At 28.4% G+C, this 26,365-nt stretch carries 28 protein-coding genes; 4 read left to right on the top strand and 24 right to left on the bottom strand.

Annotation, left to right across the window (positions count from 1 at the left end):
- Positions 1–51: 51 nt before the first annotated feature.
- Genes G594_RS0115810 through G594_RS0115785 form a run of 6 tightly spaced genes read right to left on the bottom strand, consistent with a single transcriptional unit; the run spans position 52 to position 7,256 of the window.
- A complete protein-coding gene (locus G594_RS0115810) occupies positions 52–819 on the bottom strand; it encodes a hypothetical protein (protein WP_027099430.1) in 768 nt (255 codons plus the stop codon).
- Between the two features lie 29 nt (positions 820–848).
- Positions 849–2,189, bottom strand: coding sequence for a TIGR03111 family XrtG-associated glycosyltransferase (locus tag G594_RS0115805; protein WP_034866980.1), 1,341 nt, complete (start codon positions 2,187–2,189; stop codon positions 849–851).
- Positions 2,189–2,773 (bottom strand): exosortase family protein XrtG, encoded by a 585-nt coding sequence (gene xrtG / locus G594_RS0115800; RefSeq protein ID WP_027099428.1) that lies wholly within the window; start codon positions 2,771–2,773, stop codon positions 2,189–2,191. Before xrtG ends, G594_RS0115805 begins: the two co-directional genes overlap by 1 nt.
- On the bottom strand, positions 2,770–5,277 hold the full coding sequence (locus G594_RS19225; RefSeq protein ID WP_051196057.1) for a 6-pyruvoyl-tetrahydropterin synthase-related protein: 2,508 nt from the start codon (positions 5,275–5,277) through the stop codon (positions 2,770–2,772). Before G594_RS19225 ends, xrtG begins: the two co-directional genes overlap by 4 nt.
- A gap of 2 nt (positions 5,278–5,279) precedes the next feature.
- Positions 5,280–5,636: a 6-carboxytetrahydropterin synthase gene (locus G594_RS0115790; RefSeq protein WP_027099427.1), complete on the bottom strand. Its 357-nt coding sequence runs from the start codon at positions 5,634–5,636 to the stop codon at positions 5,280–5,282.
- Positions 5,637–5,648: 12 nt separating this feature from the next.
- On the bottom strand, positions 5,649–7,256 hold the full coding sequence (locus G594_RS0115785) for a glycosyltransferase family protein (protein WP_027099426.1): 1,608 nt from the start codon (positions 7,254–7,256) through the stop codon (positions 5,649–5,651).
- 234 nt (positions 7,257–7,490) lie between these two features.
- Between G594_RS0115785 and G594_RS0115780 the strand changes: the two genes are divergently transcribed.
- Genes G594_RS0115780 through G594_RS0115770 form a run of 3 tightly spaced genes read left to right on the top strand, consistent with a single transcriptional unit; the run spans position 7,491 to position 8,600 of the window.
- Positions 7,491–7,766, top strand: coding sequence for a spore coat associated protein CotJA (locus tag G594_RS0115780; RefSeq protein ID WP_027099425.1), 276 nt, complete (start codon positions 7,491–7,493; stop codon positions 7,764–7,766).
- Entirely contained in the window at positions 7,759–8,007 is a 249-nt protein-coding gene (locus tag G594_RS0115775; protein ID WP_027099424.1) for a spore coat protein CotJB, read from the top strand. The genes G594_RS0115780 and G594_RS0115775 overlap by 8 nt, the downstream gene beginning before the upstream one ends.
- Positions 8,008–8,021: 14 nt before the next feature.
- Positions 8,022–8,600, top strand: a complete 579-nt coding sequence (locus tag G594_RS0115770; RefSeq protein WP_027099423.1) for a manganese catalase family protein — start codon at positions 8,022–8,024, stop codon at positions 8,598–8,600.
- Between the two features lie 40 nt (positions 8,601–8,640).
- Here the strand turns inward: G594_RS0115770 and G594_RS0115765 are convergent, their stop codons facing one another.
- The 5 genes from G594_RS0115765 to G594_RS0115745 all read right to left on the bottom strand — a co-directional run bounded on the left by G594_RS0115765 (position 8,641) and on the right by G594_RS0115745 (position 12,870).
- Positions 8,641–9,021 (bottom strand): RidA family protein, encoded by a 381-nt coding sequence (locus tag G594_RS0115765; RefSeq protein ID WP_027099422.1) that lies wholly within the window; start codon positions 9,019–9,021, stop codon positions 8,641–8,643.
- 19 nt (positions 9,022–9,040) lie between these two features.
- Positions 9,041–10,261 (bottom strand): threonine ammonia-lyase, encoded by a 1,221-nt coding sequence (ilvA, locus tag G594_RS0115760; protein ID WP_027099421.1) that lies wholly within the window; start codon positions 10,259–10,261, stop codon positions 9,041–9,043.
- 156 nt (positions 10,262–10,417) lie between these two features.
- The gene (locus tag G594_RS0115755; protein WP_027099420.1) at positions 10,418–11,776 is read right to left on the bottom strand and encodes an FAD-binding oxidoreductase; all 1,359 of its coding nucleotides are present in this window, start codon (positions 11,774–11,776) and stop codon (positions 10,418–10,420) included.
- The gene (locus tag G594_RS0115750) at positions 11,769–12,278 is read right to left on the bottom strand and encodes a hypothetical protein (protein WP_027099419.1); all 510 of its coding nucleotides are present in this window, start codon (positions 12,276–12,278) and stop codon (positions 11,769–11,771) included. Before G594_RS0115750 ends, G594_RS0115755 begins: the two co-directional genes overlap by 8 nt.
- A 34-nt stretch (positions 12,279–12,312) precedes the next feature.
- A complete protein-coding gene (locus G594_RS0115745; RefSeq protein ID WP_027099418.1) occupies positions 12,313–12,870 on the bottom strand; it encodes a DUF6512 family protein in 558 nt (185 codons plus the stop codon).
- A 124-nt stretch (positions 12,871–12,994) separates the two neighbouring features.
- Between G594_RS0115745 and G594_RS0115740 the strand changes: the two genes are divergently transcribed.
- Complete coding sequence (locus G594_RS0115740) at positions 12,995–13,510, top strand: nitroreductase family protein (RefSeq protein ID WP_027099417.1); 516 nt, start codon at positions 12,995–12,997, stop codon at positions 13,508–13,510.
- An 18-nt stretch (positions 13,511–13,528) separates the two neighbouring features.
- Here G594_RS0115740 and G594_RS0115735 read toward each other — a convergent pair whose 3' ends face one another.
- From G594_RS0115735 to G594_RS0115675, 13 genes are all read right to left on the bottom strand, one after another.
- Positions 13,529–15,742, bottom strand: coding sequence for an AAA family ATPase (locus tag G594_RS0115735; RefSeq protein WP_027099416.1), 2,214 nt, complete (start codon positions 15,740–15,742; stop codon positions 13,529–13,531).
- Positions 15,743–15,753: 11 nt separating this feature from the next.
- On the bottom strand, positions 15,754–16,053 hold the full coding sequence (locus tag G594_RS0115730) for an ATP-dependent Clp protease adaptor ClpS (protein ID WP_027099415.1): 300 nt from the start codon (positions 16,051–16,053) through the stop codon (positions 15,754–15,756).
- 175 nt (positions 16,054–16,228) lie between these two features.
- On the bottom strand, positions 16,229–17,116 hold the full coding sequence (locus tag G594_RS0115725) for an ROK family protein (RefSeq protein ID WP_027099414.1): 888 nt from the start codon (positions 17,114–17,116) through the stop codon (positions 16,229–16,231).
- A 13-nt stretch (positions 17,117–17,129) separates the two neighbouring features.
- The gene (locus G594_RS0115720; RefSeq protein WP_027099413.1) at positions 17,130–18,065 is read right to left on the bottom strand and encodes a type I phosphomannose isomerase catalytic subunit; all 936 of its coding nucleotides are present in this window, start codon (positions 18,063–18,065) and stop codon (positions 17,130–17,132) included.
- Between the two features lie 12 nt (positions 18,066–18,077).
- Positions 18,078–18,977 carry an ROK family protein gene (locus G594_RS0115715; RefSeq protein WP_027099412.1) on the bottom strand — a complete coding sequence of 300 codons (900 nt, stop codon included), beginning with the start codon at positions 18,975–18,977 and terminating at the stop codon, positions 18,078–18,080.
- 17 nt (positions 18,978–18,994) lie between these two features.
- Complete coding sequence (locus tag G594_RS0115710) at positions 18,995–19,666, bottom strand: SGNH/GDSL hydrolase family protein (protein WP_027099411.1); 672 nt, start codon at positions 19,664–19,666, stop codon at positions 18,995–18,997.
- 47 nt (positions 19,667–19,713) lie between these two features.
- Positions 19,714–21,102 carry a glycoside hydrolase family 1 protein gene (locus G594_RS0115705; protein WP_027099410.1) on the bottom strand — a complete coding sequence of 463 codons (1,389 nt, stop codon included), beginning with the start codon at positions 21,100–21,102 and terminating at the stop codon, positions 19,714–19,716.
- A 31-nt stretch (positions 21,103–21,133) separates the two neighbouring features.
- Complete coding sequence (gene celB, locus G594_RS0115700; RefSeq protein WP_027099409.1) at positions 21,134–22,441, bottom strand: PTS cellobiose transporter subunit IIC; 1,308 nt, start codon at positions 22,439–22,441, stop codon at positions 21,134–21,136.
- Between the two features lie 175 nt (positions 22,442–22,616).
- Positions 22,617–23,327: a GntR family transcriptional regulator gene (locus G594_RS0115695; RefSeq protein ID WP_027099408.1), complete on the bottom strand. Its 711-nt coding sequence runs from the start codon at positions 23,325–23,327 to the stop codon at positions 22,617–22,619.
- A gap of 170 nt (positions 23,328–23,497) precedes the next feature.
- Positions 23,498–24,058: a VanZ family protein gene (locus tag G594_RS0115690; protein WP_051196056.1), complete on the bottom strand. Its 561-nt coding sequence runs from the start codon at positions 24,056–24,058 to the stop codon at positions 23,498–23,500.
- 1 nt (position 24,059) lies between these two features.
- The gene (locus G594_RS0115685) at positions 24,060–25,313 is read right to left on the bottom strand and encodes an FtsW/RodA/SpoVE family cell cycle protein (RefSeq protein ID WP_027099406.1); all 1,254 of its coding nucleotides are present in this window, start codon (positions 25,311–25,313) and stop codon (positions 24,060–24,062) included.
- A complete protein-coding gene (locus tag G594_RS0115680; RefSeq protein ID WP_051196055.1) occupies positions 25,304–25,723 on the bottom strand; it encodes a PadR family transcriptional regulator in 420 nt (139 codons plus the stop codon). The genes G594_RS0115685 and G594_RS0115680 overlap by 10 nt, the downstream gene beginning before the upstream one ends.
- 9 nt (positions 25,724–25,732) lie before the next feature.
- Positions 25,733–26,269 (bottom strand): RNA polymerase sigma factor, encoded by a 537-nt coding sequence (locus tag G594_RS0115675; protein WP_242829741.1) that lies wholly within the window; start codon positions 26,267–26,269, stop codon positions 25,733–25,735.
- Between the last annotated feature and the right edge of the window lie 96 nt (positions 26,270–26,365).

Below are 26,365 nucleotides of genomic sequence, written 5' to 3'. Positions count from 1 at the left end.
GTAGCACAATTTTAAAAGAGAAATTGCTAAACAATTTCTCTTTAGGCTCTGCTATTCATGTCTTTCAATTTTCTTTTTAGCCACTAATGCTACTCCAAGAAATCCAGATAAAGCCACAACTGTCGTCAACTTACCAAATATAGGTCCTTTAGTTACTACTATTGGTCCATCATCATTTGCCCAATCTACAAATTCATTAGACGCATGTATATCAGATGCAACATTAAATTCAACTTCATCTAAATCCCCATTCAATCCTATTATACTTAAAGGCAATCTTATTTCAATTTTGGATCCATCTGAATTAGTAAATAATCGATCTTCTCCTACACTGTTTCCATCTAACTTTATCCTTATATTAAATTTTTTCACCATACTTCCTGATTCAGAATCCCATAATTCTACAAAGCCACAAGTTATCTTAAAAGTCGATACCTTTTGAGGATGCCACACTTCTCCTTCTTTAGTATCCCAAGGGAAAAAACAATTATGACTTCCATTTCCATTTCCATTTATTATTGGAATCCACATATCCCACAATCCTGAATCCGGATATTCACCACTATGTGAAGGAAATCTTTCTATATACAAATACAGATAATCCTTGTTGACATAATACTTTATTTCTTTTAAATCCTCACTTTTTTTATCTGAATCTGATTCTTTATCTATACAATTTGGAATACCATCCCAATCACTATATATCCCATCAATTATTATAGGCGTATTTTCTTCTGTAGTAGCTGATGCATATGTAACTTGTCCACTTATTGTGCAAAAAATAACACTCGCTAATAATATTTTTCTGACCCTCTTCATACTACCACCTCTATTTATTAAATTTATAATTACTTGTAACAATTAACCCAAGATTTTATTCTATAAAACCAAGAATAATCATTTTTCATCCTTTCATTTATCATTTCTTTTTCTTGATTAAATGTTTTAGTATTCCAGTGACTTTTTTCCTTTGTTGAGTTTAAAATTCCAGCAACTCTCATAAAAAATATTACTATTCTATAGATGGGCAAAAGAAATACAATCATAAAATTTTTATTCATGAATCTTCTTAAATCTTTTTGTTCTTTTAAATAAAGCTTACTTACAATAAAATTAACTACTGATAATAAAACATAAGAAAGATACATTATTAAATTTGCACCTACAATAAGTTTCATTGGGTAATCTATAAATATTAAAAAGATAAGCGCAAAAATCCAGATTAATCTTGGAAATACTAAAGTATGATCTTTAATTATGTTTATTTTAAGTATATTAACTAAACCTTTTTTTATATTTTTACCTGAAAATAAAGTTGAAACTTCTATTTGACCTCTTTGCCACCTTTGACGTTGTATATATAATTTATCTAAGTTTTCAACAGGATCTACAAAGAAAAAGGAATCTTCACATAACTCTACTCGTCCATCTAAAAAAGCTCTAATTTGAGAGGTCATATGAGTATCCTCTCCAAGAGTCTCTCCATTATATAATTGAGTTCTCAAAACACTATCTCTTCTAAATGCTGAAAAAGCACCAGCTAAAGTAAACATAGTATTGGTTTTTGATTGAAATCCCCTCCCTATCAAAAAAGCTTCACTATATTCAAACAACTCACACTTTTGAAATACTTTTTTAATACCTATATTGGTTTTCTCAATATCTTTATAATTTGTTAATACCACACCAGTCATAGCTATTACATCATCTTTTTTTTCAAACTTATATACCATATTGAAAATAGCATCCTTTTCCAAAACTCCATCAGAATCAATATTTATTATATATTTCCCATCTGCCATATATAATCCCTTATTTAAGGCTTTTGCTTTACCTTTAGACGAATCAAGCCACCACAATCTTAATTTAGGATATTGTTGTTGAAGCTCACAATAAACTCTATAAGATTCATCTTTAGAGCCATTATCAATTAATAATACTTGTAAATTACTAATTGGATAACTTTGATTAACTATAGATTTTACACATTGACATAATGTTTTTTCAGAATTATAAACTGGTATAAGTATAGTTACATATGGATAGAAACTCAACTTTCTATCATCAGTTTTAGTGAAATAATCAAAAGATACTATTATTGCTGCTACAATCCCAATAACAAAATCAATAATTAATGGTATAACTAGCCATATACCCCAAAAGACAAACTCTTTAATTATTTCATCCATTATTTTATTTCACCAACCTTTTGTCCTTTAAGCTGATTCTTAGTAAAAACTATATAATATAATAAAACAGTAAATACAAAGAAAAAAATTCTTCCAAGCACCATATGTATAAAATCATAACTTTCTAGTCCAAATTGTCTTGTTAATACAATAATCATAAGTATCCTTAATATATTTATAAAGATCAAATATATATTACCTACTAATACAACTAAAACTTTCTTAAAGCTTTTAACAAATGGAAAAAATATTACTAAAGAAGTAAATATTAAGGATTCAATCACACCTGAGCATTGATAATTAATTGACATAGATAAAATACTACCATCTACATAAAAATTTACTATTGAGTAATTCTTCATAACTTCAAACATGTCACTTTTATCAGATATAAAAGCTAATATACTATTTATCAAGTAAAGAAAACCATTTTCTATGGGATCTCTAAAGAAAATCATTCCTATGGCAAATATCCCCAAACTCCCTACTAAAAACTTAAAAAATTCCATTTTTAAATTTCTAAATAATAATATTGCCGTTATCCATAATGCTAAAATAAAAATCAGCCAAAACCCTTCATTCATTTGCTCAACTCCTCATTATTTGTCAAGTAGCTTTTTATTCGTCCATTCACCATGGATTTAGAAATAATTAAAATTAACAATACTGATATTAATGATATTGTTATCCCTGCACTTAATTTAGGGTATGTAACTTCAATGACTAGTTCTTTACTTTTTAAATTAACTAAATTATTAAATACTTGATAACTTCCTTCAATTGTTTCGAATGAACTAAGTGCAGCTATAGGAACTATTACATCATTATTTTCTGAATTTACCATTATCCTATTAGATTCAAAATCAATTTGTATATTTACACATTTTCTATCTGGTAAAATATACGATTCCATATTAGTAGCTTCTTCTAATATTTCTAAAGCAACATCATCCTTAGTTATCATCTCAAAGTAAGGAATATTCAATCCTAAAAACACTAGATTTTCATTATAGTATTTCATATATTCAAGCATTCTTGTATCTACATTAATATAATTGTTATTATCATCTTTGCCACCTAACAAATAACTACATCTAAATATTTTCTCATCTTCAGGAAAATCCCCAATTTTAACACGTTCTCCTTTAAAATAAAATTCCCCATAATTATCTTCTAAATCTATCTTTTTTGATGAAATTCCTAAAAACTCTTCATCACCAAGCTCATTACTATCTACAACTACCCTAATGCCTTTTTCAGAAATCTCCTTTAACATATCTTCTGCTTTTTTCTTATCCCTATATTTAAATCCAGATAGAAATATTGCTTTAAATTCAGACAACTCTGAAACTGTATAGTCATCTATATAGTCCTTGTCCCCTTTAGTGAAATTAGGAAAGCTGTAACATATATTTTCTGCATATTTTCCTATTGCAATTCCATCAAACTTTACTGTCGTTCCAAAAGTACCTTCTATTGGATACTTATAAATAATGTCGTTTGTATCTTCATAAACTTTAATATAGCCATTTTGGTTTGCACATTCATCTAAGTAATTAAAATCATTTATTAAATCTTTCTTTATTAGTAAAGTGTCTGCTCCCAATTGAATACATCTATCAAACATAACTAAATAATAATTATTTTCCAATGCTGTATTAATCATTACTATGTTCTCTGAAGTGTTAGCACTTTTCCATTGCCATCCAAATACCTGGTTACTACTCTTTCCTTTTACTCCATACTTTAAATAATAACTTGGTAATGCACCATACTGTGATAAATCTAATATTCCTATTCTTTGAGTGGCTATTTCGCTAGCATAATCTAATGAGTATACTAATCCTTCTGGAAATTCTCTATTATGCCCAATTAAGTCAAATGTCAACATAGAGTCTGATAATAATATGAAGCATATTATTACTATCAATACCTTTCTAAGATTCCTCCACAATAAAATTGATACTAATATCAAAGCTATTGCTATACTAGTCACTTTGGAAAATATAAGAAATTCACTAAAAGGAATATTCTTAAGCACTTTAATAAAAACATTACTAGTTCCTATAAAAATAAGTATTCCATAAAAACTTAAATTCTTGATATCTCTTCTACCATTCATAAATAAAACAGAAAAAATTCCTACTAAAAAGAAGCTTAGACCAAAATAATAAACTTCTACATTATAGAACCTTAAAACTGGTGAAATTGAGTCTAATAAACTATAGGAATTTTGAGTTAACTTTTGTATCACTTCACTTTTATTACTATTAAGCAAACCTTCACCTAAAGCAGGAACAAGCCAAAAGGCTGATAATAAAATACCTAATAATGATAATAAAACAATAAAAAATTTCTTTCCAAAATAGGTTTTTCTTATTGTATCAAAAACTGCCAATAAAAATAATGCTAGTAAAATCATTATAACAATGTGCATAGAATTTAAAGAAATTATACAAATAATGACTGATAAAAATACGTAATTTTTAAATTTATTTTCCCTAGTAGCTTTATAATAAATTAACAATAAGTATGGTATTAATGCATTTATTATAACTAATTGAAGATTTCCTTCTGAAAAAAGTACTCTTAAGTTATTGGGAATAAAAAACCATAGTATTCCAAAAAACAAACCTAATTTAAATCTATTACAATAATAGCCCCATAATAAAAATCCAGTTCCACCTACAATGAAAACTAAAGTAATAAAAACACTAAAAGTAACGTAAATATCATTAGTTAATAAATTGATAAGCGCTAATAAATAATATGGTATTGGTTCACTACCTTTTAAAAGTTGAGTTCCATTATACCAGTTAATATCATAACTAATGAATGATTCTCCATTTATAAAAGAATCATACAAAATATTACCTTTATATAAATATCCAAAAGTTTCTGATCCCCATGGATAGTTTCCTATTTTATTAATAGTGAGTATTGTAATGATAGCAAACATACATAATATTACAAAATAAAGTATTAATGTTAATACTTTATTTTTATATTGTTGTTTTTTATCTTTCAACATATCTTTTCTACTAGCATTGCCCCGAGTAAAATAGTTTACGTCTTTATCAATATTCATATCTATTTCTTTATTATGTACGTCCTAGTAGGATTTTCACTTATCTCAATAGAATTAAGAATTAAATTATTACTCTCAAGGACATTACTTATATCAACAAATATTTTTCTTCCTATATTCTCCATTGTAGGTATTGACTCTTTAAAACATTTTAAATCATTTAAATATTTTCCTTCATATTGATGAAAATAAGCCTCTAACATCTTTTCCATTTTAGTAAAGTTTATATAATTTTGTGATTTTACTGCAATGTATATAACAGTCTCCCATGTATGTGGATGAATATCTGATTGATTGCCACCCAAATTTACTGAGTGTCTAGCATTAATATAGAACTTAAATTTATAAGAACACTCCATACTGCAACTCTCCTATCTAATCTTATCTTCTTGTACTAATTCCTCATATTTATCACTTATTTTTATAAAACCATATCCAAATAGCAATAAAAAATATGGAAGATGATTTATTAAATATCTTGACCTAGCTTCAAAAAATGCTAAAAATAATATTATACCTACTATATTTAATCTAATTACAAATATTTCTCTATTGTTATAATCTTTATCTCTAACAAAAACAGGATATGCTATAAGGATAATAATTACAGACCAAAAACCTTGAAGAATATTGGCTAACTTAAAATAATCTTTATTCTCATGATTATAATAGTTCTGCATTTTTATACTTATATCATCTACAGCATATGGTCCTTGTCTAATAAAATTTCCTTCGCCACCATAATAAAAAGTCCCATCAGATAAAAACCAATTTACTTTTTTAGCTAAAAATTCAATATACCCTTTAATTCCAAAGTTTTTCAATCTTTTTTTTATCTCTTCAATATTTGCTTCTATTTTTTCTTCTTTTGAGTGCTTACTATTAGTCAACCTAACATCATCTTCATCATATGCACCGTATATAGTCCCTCTATTTTCAACAGTTACACTCTGCATACCCATCATAATAAAATGTGTAAAGGGAACCTCTAAATGATCCCTATTATCTAAATTAACACTATTAACCACAATATTACTTGTAAATTTATTAACAATAAAACTAGTAGTTATTCCCCCTAAAGATAAAATAAATATAAGAAAAAATACTTCTAAAAAATTCTTCTTTTTTCTAGTTATAAATAGTAATTCACTAATCACTATAGCTATGATACTTATTATTACAGTTGGCTTAATACTTAATCCAACTACACTTAAAACTGCCATTAGAAGTATATAAAAACTTTTCATAGCCTTACTTATTATTTGCTTTTCACATATATATAAATAAAATATCAATATTGGAAATAACATACTTAATGTATCTGAATACGGTATAACTAACCAAGGAGAGAATGCAAATAAAGATGTAAAAACTAAAAGTATTATTACAGCAACTTTTTTCCCATATATCTTTTTTGCTGTAATAAATGTTACAAAAATAGTTAAATCTACAAAAATCACATTAATTATAACTAGAATAAATGTAAAATCTATATACCTACAGAGTTTAGTTATACTATAAATTTTACTAAATATAAGCATAAGAAATAAATTATTAGGATACATCATGAAGTAGCTGCTATTAAACTTTTCTGGGTTATCAACAATATTAATTGAATGATCTATTAAGCCTCCTACATCCCATCCAGGAAGAAAATATATACCTTTTACTAATATGATTTGTAATAATAAAAGTACTATGAAAAAAATTAGGATTGTAATCCTAAAATGCTTTTTTACCAAAGTTACTTTCATAATATCTCTTTTAACTAAACTATATATTAATATTAGGATTCCTAGAAAAGCTCCTCCTAATATTAATGATGGTATCATTCTAAAGTGAACAAGATCATTTTGATTAAAAAATATCAAACTAAATGCCACAGCTAAAAAACATAACAAAAAAAACCATGTAAATATGAAAATCAAAATATTATATGTTTTTTTCTCTTTCTTCTTAAATCGTCTTCCCTTTTTCATTATTCTCCTCTTTTTTCATATCTCTACACAATTCTTTCTACTTATTATCGTATATTTTTTAAATAATCAAGTCAAGGACTATAGTCCCACCAAGTTACATATACTACAAATATTATTATTTTTTTACTTTTATTAAACTTTTTTATAAATTTTATGATTTATTTTTCATTCACAATTCTTTCTTTTTCTGCATAAATTGATTTTAGATAAACATTTACGAGGGGATAAACAATTATGTACTATGAAAGACATTGCATTGATTGTAAGGATTGTATAAAAGATCCTGCAGATCCTAAATGCAGCACTGCTTGTGCAGATAAGAAGAAAAACTGTTATGAAAACTATAAAACCTTTGCTCCAAAAATTTATGGAAAAGCTTATATAGTATGCCAACCTTACGAAACACTATTTGACCTAGATGATGCTATTCATGCTGGAACAATCTTCAAGAATATGTACGATCCATACTGCAACATTAAATATACTAAGGGAGGTAAAGCTTGTGAATAGGAAAGAATGTTTAGAACAATTTATGAAACTACAATTTTTTGCTGTTGACTTAAACCTTTATTTAGATAACTTCCCTTGTTGTTCAAAAGCTCAAGAAGACTACAAATTTATTTCCAAACAACTAGATAAGGTAAAATGCGAATACGAAGAAAACTTTGGCCCACTAACTAACTTCGGTTCAGCTTATGTAGAAAATCCTGAAAAATGGATAGATACACCTTGGCCATGGGAAAGAATGTAAGGAGGAAATAAATAATGTGGTATTATGTTAAAACTTTACAACATCCAGTTAACTTAAAGTCCAAAGACCTTAGAATGGCCCAACTTTTAATATCTCAATATGGTGGACCAGACGGAGAGTTAAGTGCTGCTCTTAGATATCTTAACCAAAGATATTCAATGCCAACTAATAAATCTAAAGGATTATTAACTGACATTGGAACAGAGGAAATGGCTCATGTAGAGATGATAGCTACTATGGCTAATCAACTAATGGAAAATGCTTCTATAGATGAAATTAAAGCTGCAGGCTTAGATGGGCACTATGTTGACCATGGAAAAGCTTTATTCTATACAGATGCTACAGGCAACCCTTGGACTGCAACTTATATACAAGCTAAAGGTGATGTAATCGCTGACTTACATGAAGATATGGGTGCTGAACAAAAAGCAAGAGCAACTTATGAATGGCTAATAAACCTAACAGATGATCCTGATATAAAAGAAATTTTAGGATTTTTAAGAGAAAGAGAAGTTGTTCACTATCAAAGATTTGGTGAAGCTTTAATGGATGTACAAGATAATGTTAAACCTATGAACCTATACTGTAAATAATATAGAAGGTGCGAAGAAAATCAAATCCTCGCACCTTTTTTTATTTCATTATAGCTATTGCCTCTATTTCAACTAATGCATCTTTTGGTAATCTTGCTACCTCTACACAACTTCTTGCAGGGGCATTTTCTTTGAAATATTCACCATATACTTCATTAACATCTCCAAAATCATTCATATTCTTAATATATACTACTGTTTTTACCACATTTTCTAATGAAGTTCCAGCAGCCTCTAAAATAGCTTTTATATTCTCTAAAGATTGTTTTGTTGCAGCTTTTATTTCAGTAACTAGCTCTCCTGTAGAAGGATTTAATGGAATTTGACCTGATGTAAATAATAAATCTCCTACCTTCTGTGCTTGTGAATATGGACCTATTGCCTTAGGCGCTTTTTCTGTAAAAATAACTTCTTTATTCATTTTATTATCCTCCTAGTTTCTATTCGTATATCATTGTAGGCTTAATTGATTTTGGATTATATCCATTATCCTTTAATGCTTTAATTATCTTTTCTTTATGTTCATGTCCAAATGTTTCCATAGTTATTATTAATTCCACTGCACTACTTCTGTTTATACTTACAAATTGATTATGTTCAAGTTTAACTATATTTCCTTGTGCATCAGCTATAACCTTTGAAACATTAGTTAATTCCCCTGGCTTATCTGGTAATAATACAGATACTGTACATATGCGCCCTCTTTCAATTAATCCATGTTGCACTAATGATGAAAATGTAATAACATCCATATTTCCACCACTTATTATTGGAACAACTTTTTTCCCTTTGCACTTTAAATGCTTTAATGCTGCAACTGTTAAAAGCCCTGAATTTTCTGCTAGCATCTTATGGTTTTCAAGCATATCTAAAAATGCACCTATAAGTTCATTATCATCAATTGTTATTATCTCATCTATATTTTCTTTTATATATGGAAATATCTTGCTTCCTGGCGTTTTCACTGCTGTCCCATCTGCAATAGTTTCAACTTTAGGTAATGTAACAACATGTCCCTCTTTCAATGAAACCTCCATACAATTAGCACCAGCTGGCTCTACTCCTATAACTTTTATATTAGGATTTAGCAATTTAACTAGAGTAGATACACCTGAAGCTAATCCACCTCCACCTATTGGAACTAAAATAATATCAACAGTAGGTAGTTCTTTTATTATTTCCATAGCAATGGATCCTTGTCCAGTTGCTACATCTAAATCATCAAATGGGTGAATAAATGTATATCCATTCTCTTCTGCTAGCCTTAGAGCATAACTACATGCTTCATCATATACATCCCCATAAAGAATTACTTCTGCACCATAAGCTTTTGTTCTATTAACTTTAACTAAAGGTGTAGTTGTTGGCATAACAATTACTGCCTTTACACCATAGGACTTTGCTGCATATGCAACTCCTTGAGCATGATTTCCAGCTGATGCAGTTATTAATCCTTTATTTCTCTCTTCATCTGTAAGAGTACTTATCTTATAATAAGCTCCTCTTATTTTATATGCCCCTGTTTTTTGCATGTTTTCAGGCTTAATATATACCTTATTGCCTGTTAAATCCGAATAAAAATCACTATAAACTAGCTTTGTTTGCAAAATTACTTTTTGTACAACTTCATAAGCTTCTTCAAACTTTTCCAATGTCATCATATTCCAAATTCCCCTTTTATTGCTTTGCTAAAATATACTAATATAATATCATTTGTAATATTTATGTCAATAAAAAAATGGAGTGGATATTTTTACAGATTTTTCTCTCATACTAAAGATAAAAAAGGAAGCTGATATTACACTCAGCTTCCTTTATTACTTTTTAATAGAAATTCCTTGTGGAAATCCAAAAATATTTTGTGGATCATATTTCTTCTTGATTTCTCTTAATTTATTAGTATTTTTACCAAAATATTCTCTTTCATAATCCCCTAACTCTGCATAAGGAAAATTAATAAAAGAACCTTCTGTCATTGCCATTATATTCTTAAATTTATCTACAACCCATGCCCTGTTAGCCGGTGCGTGTTTAGGATCTTCCCATACAGATTGAAAGCCAATTATAAAGTTAGAATTTCTAAACGCAAAAGCCGTATCTTCACTACTTTTATCTCTTACAGCTCCACCTAATCCATAAAATGATACTGCTGCATAATATGCACCTTCAGCTCTATCATCTATTAATTCTATTATTTCCTTAATCTCTTTTTCTGAATAATCTCTAGACACAAATCTTCCTGATGATTTATACTTTTCATAATCTGGATGACTATCTTGAATCTTTCTATTAGCATCTAAAACAGTTGTATAATCTAAAGAAAACTCTCCAAAGCTTGGAATTTTTTTAAATGGTTCAACTATCTTTTTAGCCTCTTCCTTATCCCCATAAAATAATCCAGTAAGCTTTATTCCTTTTCCTTTTGTTTCTGAATTATATATTCCTAGCTTGAAATTAGCTCTTCTATCCAAATTTTTATATTCATTTTGCCACATCTTTATGAATTCTATCTTTTCTTCTAAATCAATATTAGGAAAATCCATATTTATTAATGTAACCATATCAATCTTTTTAGGAATATTAAAAGTCATTGATACTACAACACCAAAATTTCCTCCTCCTGCACCTCTGCAAGCCCAAAATAAGTCACTATTTTCTCTCTCATTGGCTATTATTAAGTTACCCATATAATCAATTAATTCAAGTTCTACTAAACTATCACAAGACAATCCTAATAATCTAGTAGAATATCCCCAGCCCCCTCCAAGTACTAGTCCTGGAACTCCTACTGTAGGACATCCTCCTCCAGGGAATGGATACCCTTTAGATCCTGTTGCTTCATAAAGTTCTCTATTTCTAACTCCACCTTCAATCTTTACTTTTCCTTTATTTTCATCTATGTAAATATTATTCATTTTACTAACATCAATAACTACCACATCATTTCCTGTGGAATACCCTTCATAGTTATGACATCCTGATCTAATTCTTATTGGAAGCTCATTTTTTCTTGCCCAAAGAACTGAATTTCTAACATCGTTTTTTTCTTTGCAATAAATAATTACAAGAGGATATTTCTCTATAGCCCTATTCCAACTCATTCTGCTCTCTTCATATCTAAAGTCATCCCTTGTAACAACATCTCCTGTTAATTCTTTAAAATTATATTTAATCATTAGTAACACCTCTATTTAATAATACAATATTTGCATAATCATTATTGAAATCATTATGGTACACCTTCATATTCCTAATTATATCAGGTATTCCATTTTTAAATTCTAAAAGACAAATACCTTTATGATATTTATTTATACATTTATAAGGAAGTAAAAACCACTCATGTATTATAGCTTTTATTTCTACATCTACCTCTATCTCTTCACTTTTATCTAAATTTCTTAAAGTATTAAATCTACTTCCCACATAAATATCTTCCTCTAGTATATTAGAAAAGATAAATATAAAATTCTCATTATATTGTATCTCTTTAAAGTCATTAATACACCTTTCAAACTCTTTATAATACTCCCCCTTCCCTTTTTCTTTCATAACCCTTTCAGGAAAAATTTCATTCTTATATCTATTATAATATCCCTCATCACCTTTAAAAGTTAATCCCATAATTTTAGGTCTTAAGTCTTCTTGATTTAATTCTTCTAAAAACTTAGTCTTCATTTTTATACTCCCATCCATATTCTCTATATATTTATTAATACAAATAAATTCCTCTAAGTCCAGTAGTTGAGTCAACAAAAAGTGGAATATTAGGTGGATTAAATGTAAAGTAAGTAAATAGAACTACACCAAGTAAACAAATAAACAACAAAGAATAAAATACTACTTTATTATATTTATAATTCTCATAATACTTTAATCCAATTAATTGTCCTATAAAAACCCCCAGTATAAGCGAAAATATATCAAGTACTAAGTTTTGTATGCCAAAGGCACCTGTATAAGTATAAAAAAAAGTTATTATTATAATAGGACTTATAATTATGGATATTGCCATAGATACAATCCACTTTCTTATATCTATATACATTTTTCCGCGGTATATAAAATATCCAATCCCCCACCATAATACCGTAGGATAAAAAGCTAATTTTAGATGTTCCCATATACTTTCATTTATTGGTGTAAAAATTCCTACAATCTTTATATTGCCACTAAAACCATATAAAAAGTGACTTAATGATGAAATAAGAACTATAGCAATAACGCCATACAACATATATTTTTTTATTAAGCATGATTTATTAAACATATACTCTCCTTAAAGTTAATTTTTTAATATTATATGAAAATCTATATCTAAAAGTATATCTATTTATAAATTCTTTATAAGTAAATGATATAATATAATTAATCTGAAATTATGGAGTGATTATATGTTAGAACTATTAAAAAGTAGAAGAAGCATAAGAAAATATAAAGATACACCTATTGAAAAAGACAAAATAGATAAAATAATAAAATCGGCACTTCTTGCACCATCTTCTATGAACAAAAAGCCGGTAGAATTAATAGTAGTAAATGAAAAGTCTACTTTAGAAAAACTTGAAAAGTGTAAAAACAGGGGCACACTTGCTTTGAAAACTTCACCTGTTGCTATAGTTGTAATTGGTGACTCTTTAACAAGTGATGTTTGGATAGAAGATGCTTCTATTGCTTCAACCTTAATTCAACTTGAAGCTGAAAGTCTAGGCCTAGGATCTTGTTGGATACAAATGAGAAGTCGACAAGGTGAAAATGATGATTCTGAAAAAGAAGTAAGAAATGTATTAAACATACCAGATAATTATGGTGTACTAAGCATAATTGCTTTAGGGTATAAGGATGAAGAAAAAATACCTTATGATGAAAACTCATTTAACTTTAATAAAATTCATTACAACAAATTCTAATTCAAAAGGTGATGCAGCTTACTGCTGTATCACCTTTACTCCATTATTTTCATATTCTATTGTGCATTTACCACCATTTTTTAATTTTCCAAAAAGAATTTCATCTACAAGTAGAGATTTAATTTCTTTATCTATAACTCTTATTATCTCTCTTGCACCATATTCTTCACTAATTCCTTTATTCTCAAGAAAATCTATACAAGAATCTCCCCAGCTTAAATCTATCTTCTTTTCCTTTAACTTATCTTTTAATAAATTAAGTTGCTTTACTACAATGTTTCTACTCATTTCTTTATTTATAGGATTAAATACTACCACCTTACTTAATCTATTTCTAAACTCTGGAGTAAAAATTTTCTTAACCTCTTCAGTTATTCCTTCCCTAGTGACCTCTCTATCTCCAAACCCAATTAAACTTTTACCAACCTTACTTGCTCCTGCATTTGAAGTCATTATAAGAATTACATTTCTAAAGTCCGTTTTTCTCCCCTGGTTATCTGTTAATGTAGCATAATCCATAACTTGAAGAAGAATATTAAATATATCACTATGGGCTTTTTCTATTTCATCTAGTAATAGCACACAATGAGGATTCTTTTTTACACTATCTGTTAATAGTCCTCCCTCTTCATATCCTACATACCCAGCAGGTGCTCCTATTAACTTAGCAACAGTATGTTTTTCTACATACTCACTCATATCAAATCTTATAAGTTCTATGTTTAAAATATTAGCTATAGTTTTTGCAATTTCAGTTTTACCAACACCTGTTGGTCCTACAAATAATAAGCTAGCAACAGGTTTATTGTCATCATTAAGTCCTGCCCTTGATAGCTTTATTGCCTTAACTACTTCTTTTATTCCTTCTTCTTGACCAAATACCTGGGACTCTAGTTCATCTTCTAGCTTTCCTAACTTTTCAACTTCATCTATTTCTACTGTTTGTTTTGGTATATTACAAATCTTAGATAAAACCTCTTCTATTAGATTATTATCAACAGTTTGAACCTTCTTTTTTAATGGATGCATTACTCTATAAGCACCTGCTTCATCAATTAAGTCAATTGCTTTATCAGGTAAATATCTTTCATTTATATATTTATGGCTTAATTCTACCGCATGTTCTAAGGTTCCTTTAGAATATTTTACTCCGTGATAATCTTCATAATAACCTTTTAACCCGCTTAATATCTTTATAGTTTCTTCCACTGAAGGCTCCTTTATATCTATATTTTGAAACCTTCTAAGTAAACTTTTATTCTTAGAAAAATGCTTATTAAATTCATCATAAGTTGTTGCCCCAATTACTCTTATCTTACCTTCTGTTAAGTATGGCTTCAACATATTAGATACATCAAAAGTTCCTCCGTTAATTGCTCCTGCTCCAACAATATTATGAATTTCATCTATATAAATAATTGGATTAGAATAATCTGATACTCCATCCATAACCATTTTAAAACGCTTCTCAAAATCTCCTCTATATTGAGTTCCAGCTAAAAGCCCACCTAAATCTATTGAAAATATTTTAGAATTACTTAACTTCTCTGGAACCTTTCCTTCATTAATAAGTCTTGCAAGCCCAAAGGTAATAGCAGTCTTCCCTACCCCTGCCTCACCTATGTGTATAGGATTATTCTTATATTTTCTACATAAGATTTGCATAGTTCTTTCAAGTTCTAACTCTCTACCTATAAGGGGAGAATAACCATCTACTATATCATTTAAACAGGTTACATAAGCTTTCCATCCTTCATCCTTTATTTCTTTTCTATTGCCCTCTTCAGCCATAATCTCTTTATTTACTCTTTCTTCCCCCTGCAAATCACACAACTCATATAATAGATCAGTCCATTCAACTTGAGATAATAGATAATAAGCAGCGTAGCTCTCTTCTAAATTTATAATACCATCTAAAATATGAGACAACTCTACCACATTTCTATCACTAGCTTGAGCTCTTGATGATGAATATAAAATCACCTCATCAAAAGAATGACTTCCTTGAGGTTCATAATCCTCAATAACACTTACATTTTCATTTATATACCCTTGTAAGTCTTCTCGTAACTTTATAATATCTCCACCAGCATTTTTGAAAGCCTTACCAAAATCCTCATTAAATGTTGTTATATATAATAAATGTTCTGGAGTTATATATTCATGATTATTTTCTTTAGAATAATTTATAGCTTTAATAACTATTTCTTCTACTACTTCAGATAACTTCATTTTTTATCCTCCTATACGACTTCTATTGTAACTTTAAATGGGAATCCTTCTTGTCTTGCTAATGCTGTAGTTTTTTCCATCTTACTTTTAGCTATATCATAAGAATATGTACCAACTATAGCACTTCCACCCTTATGTACTTTCATCATTAAATCATTAGCTTCCATTTCATTTTTATTGAATATATTCATTAAAACAAATATAACAAACTCCATTGAAGTAAAATCATCATTATGCATAATAACCTTATATCTTTTAGGTTCTTTAACCTTAACTCTTGTCTTCTCAGTTATTGATGTACTAGTTGCCATAGTTATCCTCCTACATCTAATCTATATTTTATTATAATAGTAAAGTTACTATAAAAGTAATTTATTTTCAATTATATTTATGCATTCCATGGTAACATAATCTAAAAAAGACTTGGCCACATGCCAAGTCTTCTTGATTTACTTTATCTTTATAGTACCTATAGAATTACTCTCTCTACTTTTCAGCTAGTATTCCAGCGCCAACTAATCCTGCATCATCACCCATATTAGCTAATTTAATATTCACTTCTATTCCTTCAAAAACTCTTTTCTTTACTTCAACTTTAATATCTTCTATAAAATCAGGGTTATTAATAATAACTGATCCACCTAATACTATAACTTCAGGATCTACTGTAACTATTATATTTGCTATAGCCTTTGACACATTAATTACCCAATCTCTTATAATATCACTTAAGACACTATTATCTTCTTTTGCTCCCTCAAATACTTCTTTGGCAGTTAATTTATTTCCTAATTTAGAACTAGCAATTCTTGCAATATTGCTTCCACTGCATTGCCCTTCAAGACCGCCAAGATTCATATTTGAATGTTTATAATTATCTTCATTTATAATCATATTTCCTATTTCTGCTGCGATACTATTAAATCCAGATACAATCTCTCCTTTATATATAAAGCCTCCACCAACTCCTGTTGATAAAGTTACATAATATACACTTTCACAGCCTTTTCCTGCACCAATTATAGCTTCACTAAGTGCTGCTACATTAGCATCATTATTAACTTTAACTGGTAAATTTAATTCTTTTTCAAAGTATTCTTTTACCTTAAAACATTCCCAAGTTCTTAAATTGGGTGCTACTAAAATCTTTCCTTTTTTTATATCTAAAGGCCCTGGACAACCTACCCCTACAGCAACTATACTCTTATAATTCCATACCTCTTTAATTCTAGTTACTATTTTATTTAAATTATACTCTGGCCCTTTTGGCACCTCATTTCCAACTTTAAATTTATCTATCAACGTAAAGTCTTCATCAAATAAAGCTGCTCTTAGGTTTGTTCCACCTATATCTATTCCAATATAATATTTCATCTCTTTATTACCTCTATACATAGCTCTTTAACAAAGTTAACTCTCCTTGTATTGTGTACTTTCCTAATTTAGCAGGTATTAGAATACTATCTCCCTTTAGTATATCCATCTTTGTCCCATCTTCTGAAATAATAGTTCCCTTCCCATCAACACAAGTAAATATAAAGAATTTATTTATATCACTATTTTCTGATACTTCACTACTAACAACATATTTTTCTATAGTAAAATATTCACTAGCGCATAATATTCCTTTCTCATAACCACAAAAACTAACAAGCTTTTTTCCACTAGCATTTATAGGCTTTAAATTAAAATCAATTACATCCATTGACTTTTCCACATGAATTTCTCTTGGTCTTCCATAATCATAAATCCTATATGTTATATCACTACTTTGTTGTATCTCCGCTATAATAACACCTTCGCAAATAGCATGTACTAATCCACTATTTATAAGAAAACAATCCCCTTTTTTCACTTCAATTTTATTTAAATATTCTTCTGTCTTACCTTCTCTTATAGCCTTTTCAAAAATCGCCTTATCACAATTCTTTGTTCCAACTATTAAAGAAGCTCCTGGCTTTGCATCTACCACATACCATGCTTCAGTTTTTCCTAAAGAATTTTCTACCCTCTTTGCATATTCATCACTTGGATGAACCTGTACAGATAATTTTTCTTTTGAATTAATTAACTTTACCAATAAAGGAAACTCTTTATTTTCAAAACTTTCTCCTAACAATTCTGTTCCATACTCTTTAATTAATTCTTCAAAAGTCTTTCCTTTTAAATATCCATTAGAAACTATACTCATTCCGTTATGATGACATGCTATATCCCAGCTTTCACCTATATCTCCATGTGGTAAATTTTCTCTAAAACTTTCAAAATCTCTTCCTCCCCAAATCTTTTCATAATATAAATTTTCAAATTTTATCGGATACATAACTATATATTCCTACCTTTCATTTAACAAGTTATATAATGCGCCTATCATATTAGCATCATTTCCATGTATACACTTCTTAACAATAGGCTTTATTTTACCATCAGTATTATTACACATAATTTCATCTAACTTTTCATTAATACTTTCAATATACCCTTCTCTTTCACTTATAGCTCCACCTAAAACTATAACCTCAGGATCATAAGTATATTGAATATTGTATATTCCAATAGCCATATATCTAAAATACTTATTAACCTCTTCAACAGCTATGATATCTCCTTCATCATATAATTGAAATGCTTTAAGCCCATCAATATCTTTTTCTTCTAAACCTTTTCTTTGAGAAATAGCTCTAGCTAAAGCAGATGTTGATCCAACTCTACTCCATGTTAAGTATTTTTCTTCACCATCTTTATCATAATCTACAATACAATAACCAAACTCTCCGCCATGCTTATGTATTCCAGTATGAACTTTTTTATCTTTTACTATTGCCCCTCCAATTCCAGAGCCACAAACAACAAAAGCACAATCATTTTCTTCTTTAGCTGCTCCAAGCCAACACTCACCTAATGCTGCACAATTAGCATCATTTTCTATGGCAACATCTAATCCTGTTTTTTCTTTTAATATTTCTTTAAAGTTTGGTCCATGAATATAAGGAATTGCACTTGCACCACCTACAATTCCAGTTATAGAATCAACAGCACCTGGTGAACTTATAGCTATTCCTTTTAAATTAAAATTGTCTTTATTAATATTAACTATTTTAGATAGTTCTTCAAAAAATTGATCTACACTGTCAACAACCTTTATCTTATCCTTCGTTAATATATCTCCCATTTTACTCATTATGGACCACTTTACTGATGAACCTCCAATGTCAAAAACAATATAATTACTCATATATTTCCCTCCAAAAATTAATCGTTATATAACTGTAATATTCTAGGTTTTATTATATCTGTTATTTTTTCATATCCTTTTTCTGTCAGATGTAATCCATCTGTAGTATAAATCTCTTTGATATTCCCACTAATTTTATCTAATAATGTACTATATATATCTATAAACTCAACATTCTCATATCTATTACAAATATTTTGAATTTCTTTATTTACTATACTTATATTGAAATTAGTTCTTAAACATTTTCCCGCCTTAGGGCCTTGTTTGTTTTCATCACATGGTGTAGTAGAAGCAATCATTATCTTTACTTCTTTAAGATTTCCTCTAACTAATCTAATTAACTTTTCAATATTTAACGCTATTTCTCTAGGACTTCTCATATTAGTATTTCCTAAATCATTTGTTCCAACTGAAATATATACTAAGGATGGTTTGTATTTTATAACCGCCTCATCACAAATCCATAGCAATGTTTCTGATGTAAATCCCCCTATACCACAGTTATATTTATCATTTATTTCAGGAATGTATTTATTAATATCATATCCTTGAACAATAGAATCTCCATAAAAAACAACTCCATTTTCTTTGGAAATTCTATTATTAACTATAACCTCTTTCATCCTATCAACTTGAAATTCTCTTAACTGATACTGGTCATCATTAAAAATCATATTTTCCTTCATAAAGCTCTCCTTTCAACAATAGGGTGGCATAATTGCCACCCTTATTATTAAAATCCATTATTTTGTGATACTTCTTTTATCCATCTTCCAGATTTTTTAATAGTCTTTATCTGTGTAGGTAAATCTACAGCTATATATCCATATCTATTTTTATAAGCATTAGACCATGACCAACAATCAATTGGAGTCCATGAATGGAATCCAAAGCAGTTTGATCCTTCTACTATTCCCTTATGAAGATATTGTAGATGTTCCTCGAAGAATTCTATTCTATAATCATCCTCAATAATTCCTTCATTATTAATATATCTTTCTTCTCCTTCTACTCCCATACCATTTTCTGATATATACCAAGGAATATTGTTATAATTATCTCTTATATTTATAGCAATATCGTACATACATTGAGGATATATTTCCCACCCTCTATATGGATTCATTCTTCTTCCTGGCATCTCATAATTTTCGAAGTACTTACCTGGCATCCAACCATTTCTATTATCAAATTCTACTTCCCTAGCTTTAACTCTTCTTGGTTGATAATAATTAACTCCTAAGAAATCTATTGTATTATTCTTTATAATACTCATTTCTTCTTCAGTTGAATTCCATAATACATTATCTTTTTCTAATGTAGAAACTAATCCTTTAGGAAATTCTCCTTTAATAGCAGGATCTAAGAATGAATTATTAAAGAAATCATCTGCAAATTTTGCAGCTTCTAAATCTTTACTATCATTGCTTCTTGGATATGAAGGTGTTAAGTTAAGAATAATACCTATTTTGCCATCTTGCCCTTGTTTTCTATAGGCTTCAATTACCTTAGCTGATGCAAGATTAAGATTATATAATACTTGTACAGCTTTTTTACCATCAACTAACTTTGGATAATGGAATTGATATAAATATTCACCTTCTACTACAACTATAGGTTCATTAAATGTTGTCCAGTACTTAACTCTATCCCCGAATAATTTAAATGCTGTTTCTGCAAACCTAACAAATAAGTCTACAACATGTTTCGATTCCCATCCCCCATACTTATCATACAAATCTACCGGTATATCAAAGTGGTGTAGATTCATGACTGGAATCATATCATTTTTTATACACTCATCTATAACATCATTATAGAACCTTATAGCATCCTCATCTGCTTCTCCAGTCTCAAAATCCTTTATTAATCTTGTCCATTGAATTGACGTTCTAAAAGAGTTTAAACCTATTTCTTTTAGCATAGCTAAATCATCTTTATAACTATTATAAAAATTTGATGCTATGTTTGGTCCTACTCTATCAAAGAAAGCTTCTGGCTCTATATCATACCAATAATCAAATACACTATCATGTTTTTTGTTAAATCTCCCTTCTGATTGAGGGCCAGATGTTGCAGAGCCCCACCAGAAGTTTTCTGGGAATACATATTTTTTATTCATACTACTACTCACTTTCTTTAAAGTTAATTATTTAATTTATTTCTTCAGCTTTTAATTTTTCTTCATTTTTGATTGTAAATCTATCTAATGATTTTATAAATGGCATCCATGTAACAAATACCATGGCAAAGTTAACTATTTGCAATAATCCCCCTCTTAATGAGTTTGTTGCTAAAATTCCACTAAAGAACATTGGAACTGTCCAAGGTACAGCAACACCTGTTGTTTTTGGAACTAATCCTGTCTTCATTGCAAAATAAGACACCGCTACAACTAACATTGGTGCTATAACCCAAGGAATTAAAATTGTTGGATTCATTACTATTGGCAAACCAAATATTATTGGTTCATTAACATTAAAAACTCCTGATGGTGCAGCAAGTTTTGCCACTTCTCTCATTTGTCTACTCTTACAGAATATAAATATTCCAACTATTACTGCTAGGGTCATACCTGTACCACCCATTCCAACAGTAAATGTTTCAATAAATTGTTTTGTAATTACATTAGGAATATCTGTTCCAGCTACAAACGCCTCATAGTTTTCTAATGACAAAGTATTCCAAATTGGATCTAATACTGAATTTACAATTATTTGACCGTGTAATCCAAAGAACCATAATATTTGAATTGCAAATATTGCAACTAAAGTTGCTAGAAGTCCACTACCTAATGATATTAATGGCATTTGAATTATTTCATATATACAATCATGTATATTTCCCCATGGTGTATAAGTGAAAATAGTTCTTATAACTAAGAATAAACCGATTACAATACATCCAGGAATTAATGCAGCAAATGATTTTGCAACTGTTGGTGGCACTCCATCTGGCATCTTAATTGTCCAATTTCTTTTAATTGCCCAAACATAAACTCTTGTCGATATAAAGGATCCTATAATACCTACAAACATTCCTTTTGCCCCTAATCTAGCAATTGGAATTACATCATTAATTACTGTTCCATTATCCGCAGTAACAGTAAGTGGAGTTAATACTAAGAATGCTGCAACCGCTACACCTGCTGCAAATATTGCATCTACATCATAGCTTTTAGCTAAATAATATCCTATACCTATTACCACAAACAATGTAGCTATACTCATAGTAGCCGAAGGTAATATACCAAAAATATTATTAATTGCTGCAACGCCATCTGCTCCTATAAGCTTGTCCAAATAAGGCAAATTCATAACTACTACTGCAAGTGAACCAACGATAGTTAATGGAAAACTTAGCATAAATGCATCACGTAATACAGACAATATTCTACTAGAAGCTAATTTTCCTGCAATGGGTAATAACTTTTCTTCAATTAAAGACGTAAATTTATTCATAATTATCATCTCTCCCAAAATATTTAGATAGTGATATCACCTTTTATGGAATCCATTACATTAAATATACAATACATCATATCCTTTGTCAATAAAAAGATATATCTTTTAATTAATAAGGTAATGTTATTTGCTAAAATAATAAAAAGAGACTTATCCAAAGTCTCTTTTTATCTTACTTTATACTAATGCTTTTAAATTCAAATTTATCACTTCTATGCCTAGATTTTGAATATTCAAATGCTTGACCAGTATCCAAATAGGCTGTCTGTTCTACTTCTAGAATAGGAAAGTTTTCATTTATCTCTAAATACTCTTGTTCTATTGCTGTTGGTAAAGATGCTCTTATTGTCCTATGAGCACTTTTTATCTTTAGATTTAATTTATTCTCTATATATTCATATATAGAGCCTTTAAGCGTATCAAATTTTACACCAGGTATAAGATCTATTGGCATATATGTATATTCCATTACATATGGGACTTTATCTGCATACCTTGCTCTTACTATATAATATACAAACTCATCTTCTGAAATTTTTAATTTTTCTGCTATTTCTCCCTCAGCATTAATCACTTTAAATTCTACAATTTTAGATATAATTGTCTTATCGCTAAAAGTCTTTGAAAATCCTTCAAACTGATATGATGTACTAATATGAGAAACCTCTTTATCATCAATGTCCTTTACGAAAGTTCCAGCTCCTCTTCTCTTCACTACTAATCCCCTCATCACCAATTTGTCCATAGCTTTTTTAATAGTAATCCTACTTACTCCATATTTCTCACACATTTCTTTTTCTAATGGTAATTGGTCATTAGGGCGATACTCTCCAGATTCTATCCTATTTTTTATATCCTCTGCTATTTCTTCATATTTTAGCATCTAAGTGCACCCCACTTTTTATGATTATAACTTTATTATATCAATTTATATTAATTTGTCATATCTTTTATTAATATAAAAAATAACCAATATAAGCTTTTCTAGGAGTACTCTATATTTCTATTCTTTTAGAAATAACTAATGAAATGATAACTCACTCTTCTCTTACACTAAAATTCTATTCTTAAATCAGCTTTTTTATCAATCACCTTATAAATTATAAACCCAATCATTCCACCAAGAGTATTCAAAATAATATCATCTATATCACAAGATCTAAAATTTCCAAAATACATAGATATATACTGAACCACCTCTATAGATAATGATACCAATGCACAAGTAATTACTGTTGATTTAAAACTTCTTAGTCTTTTAAAAAACATTGGTATGAATATTCCTAGAGGCAATAATAAAAGAATATTCCCAAGTATATTTTTAATCCAAAATCTAACCATATAACTCTCCATTTCTATTGGTACTTCATATATATCTTTTATAGTATTAAAAACCGGTACTATATTCATAGATGGTTTTCCTATATAACCACCTATCACTAAAGGAAAAAATGTTACTATAATAACCATAAGTATATAAAATTTAAACATTAAACTCATAACTTCTCTAAAGTTCAAAAACTTCTCTTCTTTATTCCTTTTTATAAATTTAATCATTTCTATAATAAGAATTATTATACTTCCTACTATAAATGCAAATTTCATTCCTAGCATATTAATACTCTCCCCTTAAGCTTTTTCCCATGTATATATTCATTATAATTCCAATCCCAAGAAAGCTTATTATTATATTGGAACCTCCATAACTTATAAAAGGTATTGAAACAGAATAAAAGTTCAAAATTCCAAAATTATATAAAAATCCTAATATATACTGACATGCAAATATACTTGATATTATAATAATTAATCTTTTTCCATAGATATCGCATATCTTTCCACTAATTTTAAACATATATATAATTAAAAATAAAACTAAACATAATACTAACACTCCAAATGCCCATCCAAAGCTGTATATTAATGATGATATAATACAATCTGAGATATTATTAGGAATTATCTCTAGATTAACTCTCGTTCCTTTCCCTATAAACACCGATGAATCTAATAATTCTTTTATAATATTATGTAAATAGTTATCATAACTGTTCTGACTATAGATTAAAATTAAAGCTATTATAAACATAAACATTAACCAAAAAGTAAGTTTTTTATTTTTAGTACTTATATATAATAAAAATATTAATGTTACTGTATATACTATTGCTACTCCTAAAGAATACTTTAATATCATCAACAAACCTAAGGGAATAAAGCTTAAAATCACTCCATAAATCATTCCTTTTTTTGTATCCCATTTAATATCTTTAAAAATTCCTACTAATGAAATTAAGAATATATTAACTGCTAAATCTCTTACATTAATAGATATTGGTCCAATATTAATCCAACTATTAATATTATTTACAGGACTATTAAACAAAAATAAAACTATAAATAAAGCTATTGATAATATATATAAATGCGCAGACTTATTTTTTATTTTTCTATAGTCAAAAAATGATATTAATAGAAATGCTCCTATCCCCAAAGTAGTGTAAATAATCATCTTATTTATAAAAAAATATTCATTTCCCCAATAATTATATGCATTTCCTCTTAATGAATACATAGTAATTATCCCTGTTATAATTAGAAAGGCAACTGTAATTAATATTCTATAATTAAACTTTTCCTTATGAACCTTGTTCAATTCTTCTCCCAAGATATCAGAACTTCCCATATCTCTTAATGCTTTTTCTTCTGCTATTTTTTCACTATCACCACATTTAATATAATCCTTTTTCTTTTCTTCTATATGAGCATATAATTCTTCCTTAATTTGATTGTGTGCTCTCTTACTTTTAATCTTAAGGCAAACAGACTCTAAATATTTAATTATATTCTCTTCTCCCTTTACTTCCATCCCATACCCTCCAAGTTCAACGCTCTTCTTGTGCTTTTATTATAATCAGTACTCTCTTCCTTTTTGGACATATACTCTCTTCCTATATCAGTTAATCTATAATACTTTTTATTAATCTCATCCTCTATCCAGTAAGAGGTAAGTAACCCTTCCCCCTCTAGTCCATGAAGTATTGGATATACTCCTCCTTCTTTTAAAGTAAAACTCCCCCTAAATTTAATTTCAATTTCCTTCAATATTTCATATCCACACATATCTTTTCTGCTAATCAAAGTTAATATCATAATATCTATATCACTATTTGTAGTTATTCTTTCTTCATTAACTCTTTTTAAAATATTAGTTAATATTTCGTCTTTAGAAATTAAGTTTTCATCTATTGATTTCTTTATTAAATCTTTTTTATTCATAATTATCACCTACAAATTAAATTCCTTATTTATTTCTTTCATAGTTCTATAGAGCCTATTTTTTACAGTAGACTCATTAACCTTTAATATATTAGCTATATCTTTTATTTTTAAATCCTTGCTAAAATATAAAATAAATATTTTAAGAGTTAATGAGTCCTTATCCTTTAAATATTTCCATATAGAATCACAAAGTAGCTTTTCATCATAGTTGTGTTCAACCTTTAAATCTGTTTTTAAATTAAGAAACTCTTCCTCGCTCTCTGAGGAAAAAACAGGAATAAAATTTTGACTGAGCTTTAAAATACCGTAATGTCTATATACCTCATTTCTTGCAATCCTAATAAGATACTTTTTATAATCTTTTATATTTTTATTTGATAATGCTCTATAAAACTTTAGGTATGTATTTTGAACCAAATCGCCTACATCATCTATATTTCTACATTTCGATAATATATATTTAAAAATATCCTCATAGGTTTCGTTATAAACTGATACTAATATCTCTTCTGAACTTACTTCACTCATAGCTTTAATCTCCACGCGCGTTCCCACCCTTCACTTATAATGATGATAAAATTGTATATTTAGTTTCATTATAAAATAAAATTGTGATAAAATATTATTTCATATTATAAA

The sequence above is a fragment of the Clostridium paraputrificum AGR2156 genome, assembly GCF_000424025.1.
In the GTDB taxonomy this organism is placed as follows: domain Bacteria; phylum Bacillota; class Clostridia; order Clostridiales; family Clostridiaceae; genus Clostridium; species Clostridium paraputrificum.
Note: the sequence above shows the minus strand (reverse complement) of the source record. Positions and strands in the feature narration are given on the sequence as shown.

What these genes read in the sequence shown, in the direction of transcription:
- G594_RS0115810 (WP_027099430.1), bottom strand. Translation starts at nt 819, where the DNA reads ATGAAGAGGGTCAGAAAAATATTATTAGCGAGTGTTATTTTTTGCACA.
- G594_RS0115805 (WP_034866980.1), bottom strand. Translation starts at nt 2,189, where the DNA reads ATGGATGAAATAATTAAAGAGTTTGTCTTTTGGGGTATATGGCTAGTT.
- xrtG (WP_027099428.1), bottom strand. Translation starts at nt 2,773, where the DNA reads ATGAATGAAGGGTTTTGGCTGATTTTTATTTTAGCATTATGGATAACG.
- G594_RS19225 (WP_051196057.1), bottom strand. Translation starts at nt 5,277, where the DNA reads ATGAATATTGATAAAGACGTAAACTATTTTACTCGGGGCAATGCTAGT.
- G594_RS0115790 (WP_027099427.1), bottom strand. Translation starts at nt 5,636, where the DNA reads ATGGAGTGTTCTTATAAATTTAAGTTCTATATTAATGCTAGACACTCA.
- G594_RS0115785 (WP_027099426.1), bottom strand. Translation starts at nt 7,256, where the DNA reads ATGAAAAAGGGAAGACGATTTAAGAAGAAAGAGAAAAAAACATATAAT.
- G594_RS0115780 (WP_027099425.1), top strand. Translation starts at nt 7,491, where the DNA reads ATGTACTATGAAAGACATTGCATTGATTGTAAGGATTGTATAAAAGAT.
- G594_RS0115770 (WP_027099423.1), top strand. Translation starts at nt 8,022, where the DNA reads ATGTGGTATTATGTTAAAACTTTACAACATCCAGTTAACTTAAAGTCC.
- G594_RS0115765 (WP_027099422.1), bottom strand. Translation starts at nt 9,021, where the DNA reads ATGAATAAAGAAGTTATTTTTACAGAAAAAGCGCCTAAGGCAATAGGT.
- ilvA (WP_027099421.1), bottom strand. Translation starts at nt 10,261, where the DNA reads ATGATGACATTGGAAAAGTTTGAAGAAGCTTATGAAGTTGTACAAAAA.
- G594_RS0115755 (WP_027099420.1), bottom strand. Translation starts at nt 11,776, where the DNA reads ATGATTAAATATAATTTTAAAGAATTAACAGGAGATGTTGTTACAAGG.
- G594_RS0115750 (WP_027099419.1), bottom strand. Translation starts at nt 12,278, where the DNA reads ATGAAGACTAAGTTTTTAGAAGAATTAAATCAAGAAGACTTAAGACCT.
- G594_RS0115745 (WP_027099418.1), bottom strand. Translation starts at nt 12,870, where the DNA reads ATGTTTAATAAATCATGCTTAATAAAAAAATATATGTTGTATGGCGTT.
- G594_RS0115740 (WP_027099417.1), top strand. Translation starts at nt 12,995, where the DNA reads ATGTTAGAACTATTAAAAAGTAGAAGAAGCATAAGAAAATATAAAGAT.
- G594_RS0115735 (WP_027099416.1), bottom strand. Translation starts at nt 15,742, where the DNA reads ATGAAGTTATCTGAAGTAGTAGAAGAAATAGTTATTAAAGCTATAAAT.
- G594_RS0115730 (WP_027099415.1), bottom strand. Translation starts at nt 16,053, where the DNA reads ATGGCAACTAGTACATCAATAACTGAGAAGACAAGAGTTAAGGTTAAA.
- G594_RS0115725 (WP_027099414.1), bottom strand. Translation starts at nt 17,116, where the DNA reads ATGAAATATTATATTGGAATAGATATAGGTGGAACAAACCTAAGAGCA.
- G594_RS0115720 (WP_027099413.1), bottom strand. Translation starts at nt 18,065, where the DNA reads ATGTATCCGATAAAATTTGAAAATTTATATTATGAAAAGATTTGGGGA.
- G594_RS0115715 (WP_027099412.1), bottom strand. Translation starts at nt 18,977, where the DNA reads ATGAGTAATTATATTGTTTTTGACATTGGAGGTTCATCAGTAAAGTGG.
- G594_RS0115710 (WP_027099411.1), bottom strand. Translation starts at nt 19,666, where the DNA reads ATGAAGGAAAATATGATTTTTAATGATGACCAGTATCAGTTAAGAGAA.
- G594_RS0115705 (WP_027099410.1), bottom strand. Translation starts at nt 21,102, where the DNA reads ATGAATAAAAAATATGTATTCCCAGAAAACTTCTGGTGGGGCTCTGCA.
- celB (WP_027099409.1), bottom strand. Translation starts at nt 22,441, where the DNA reads ATGAATAAATTTACGTCTTTAATTGAAGAAAAGTTATTACCCATTGCA.
- G594_RS0115695 (WP_027099408.1), bottom strand. Translation starts at nt 23,327, where the DNA reads ATGCTAAAATATGAAGAAATAGCAGAGGATATAAAAAATAGGATAGAA.
- G594_RS0115690 (WP_051196056.1), bottom strand. Translation starts at nt 24,058, where the DNA reads ATGCTAGGAATGAAATTTGCATTTATAGTAGGAAGTATAATAATTCTT.
- G594_RS0115685 (WP_027099406.1), bottom strand. Translation starts at nt 25,313, where the DNA reads ATGGAAGTAAAGGGAGAAGAGAATATAATTAAATATTTAGAGTCTGTT.
- G594_RS0115680 (WP_051196055.1), bottom strand. Translation starts at nt 25,723, where the DNA reads ATGAATAAAAAAGATTTAATAAAGAAATCAATAGATGAAAACTTAATT.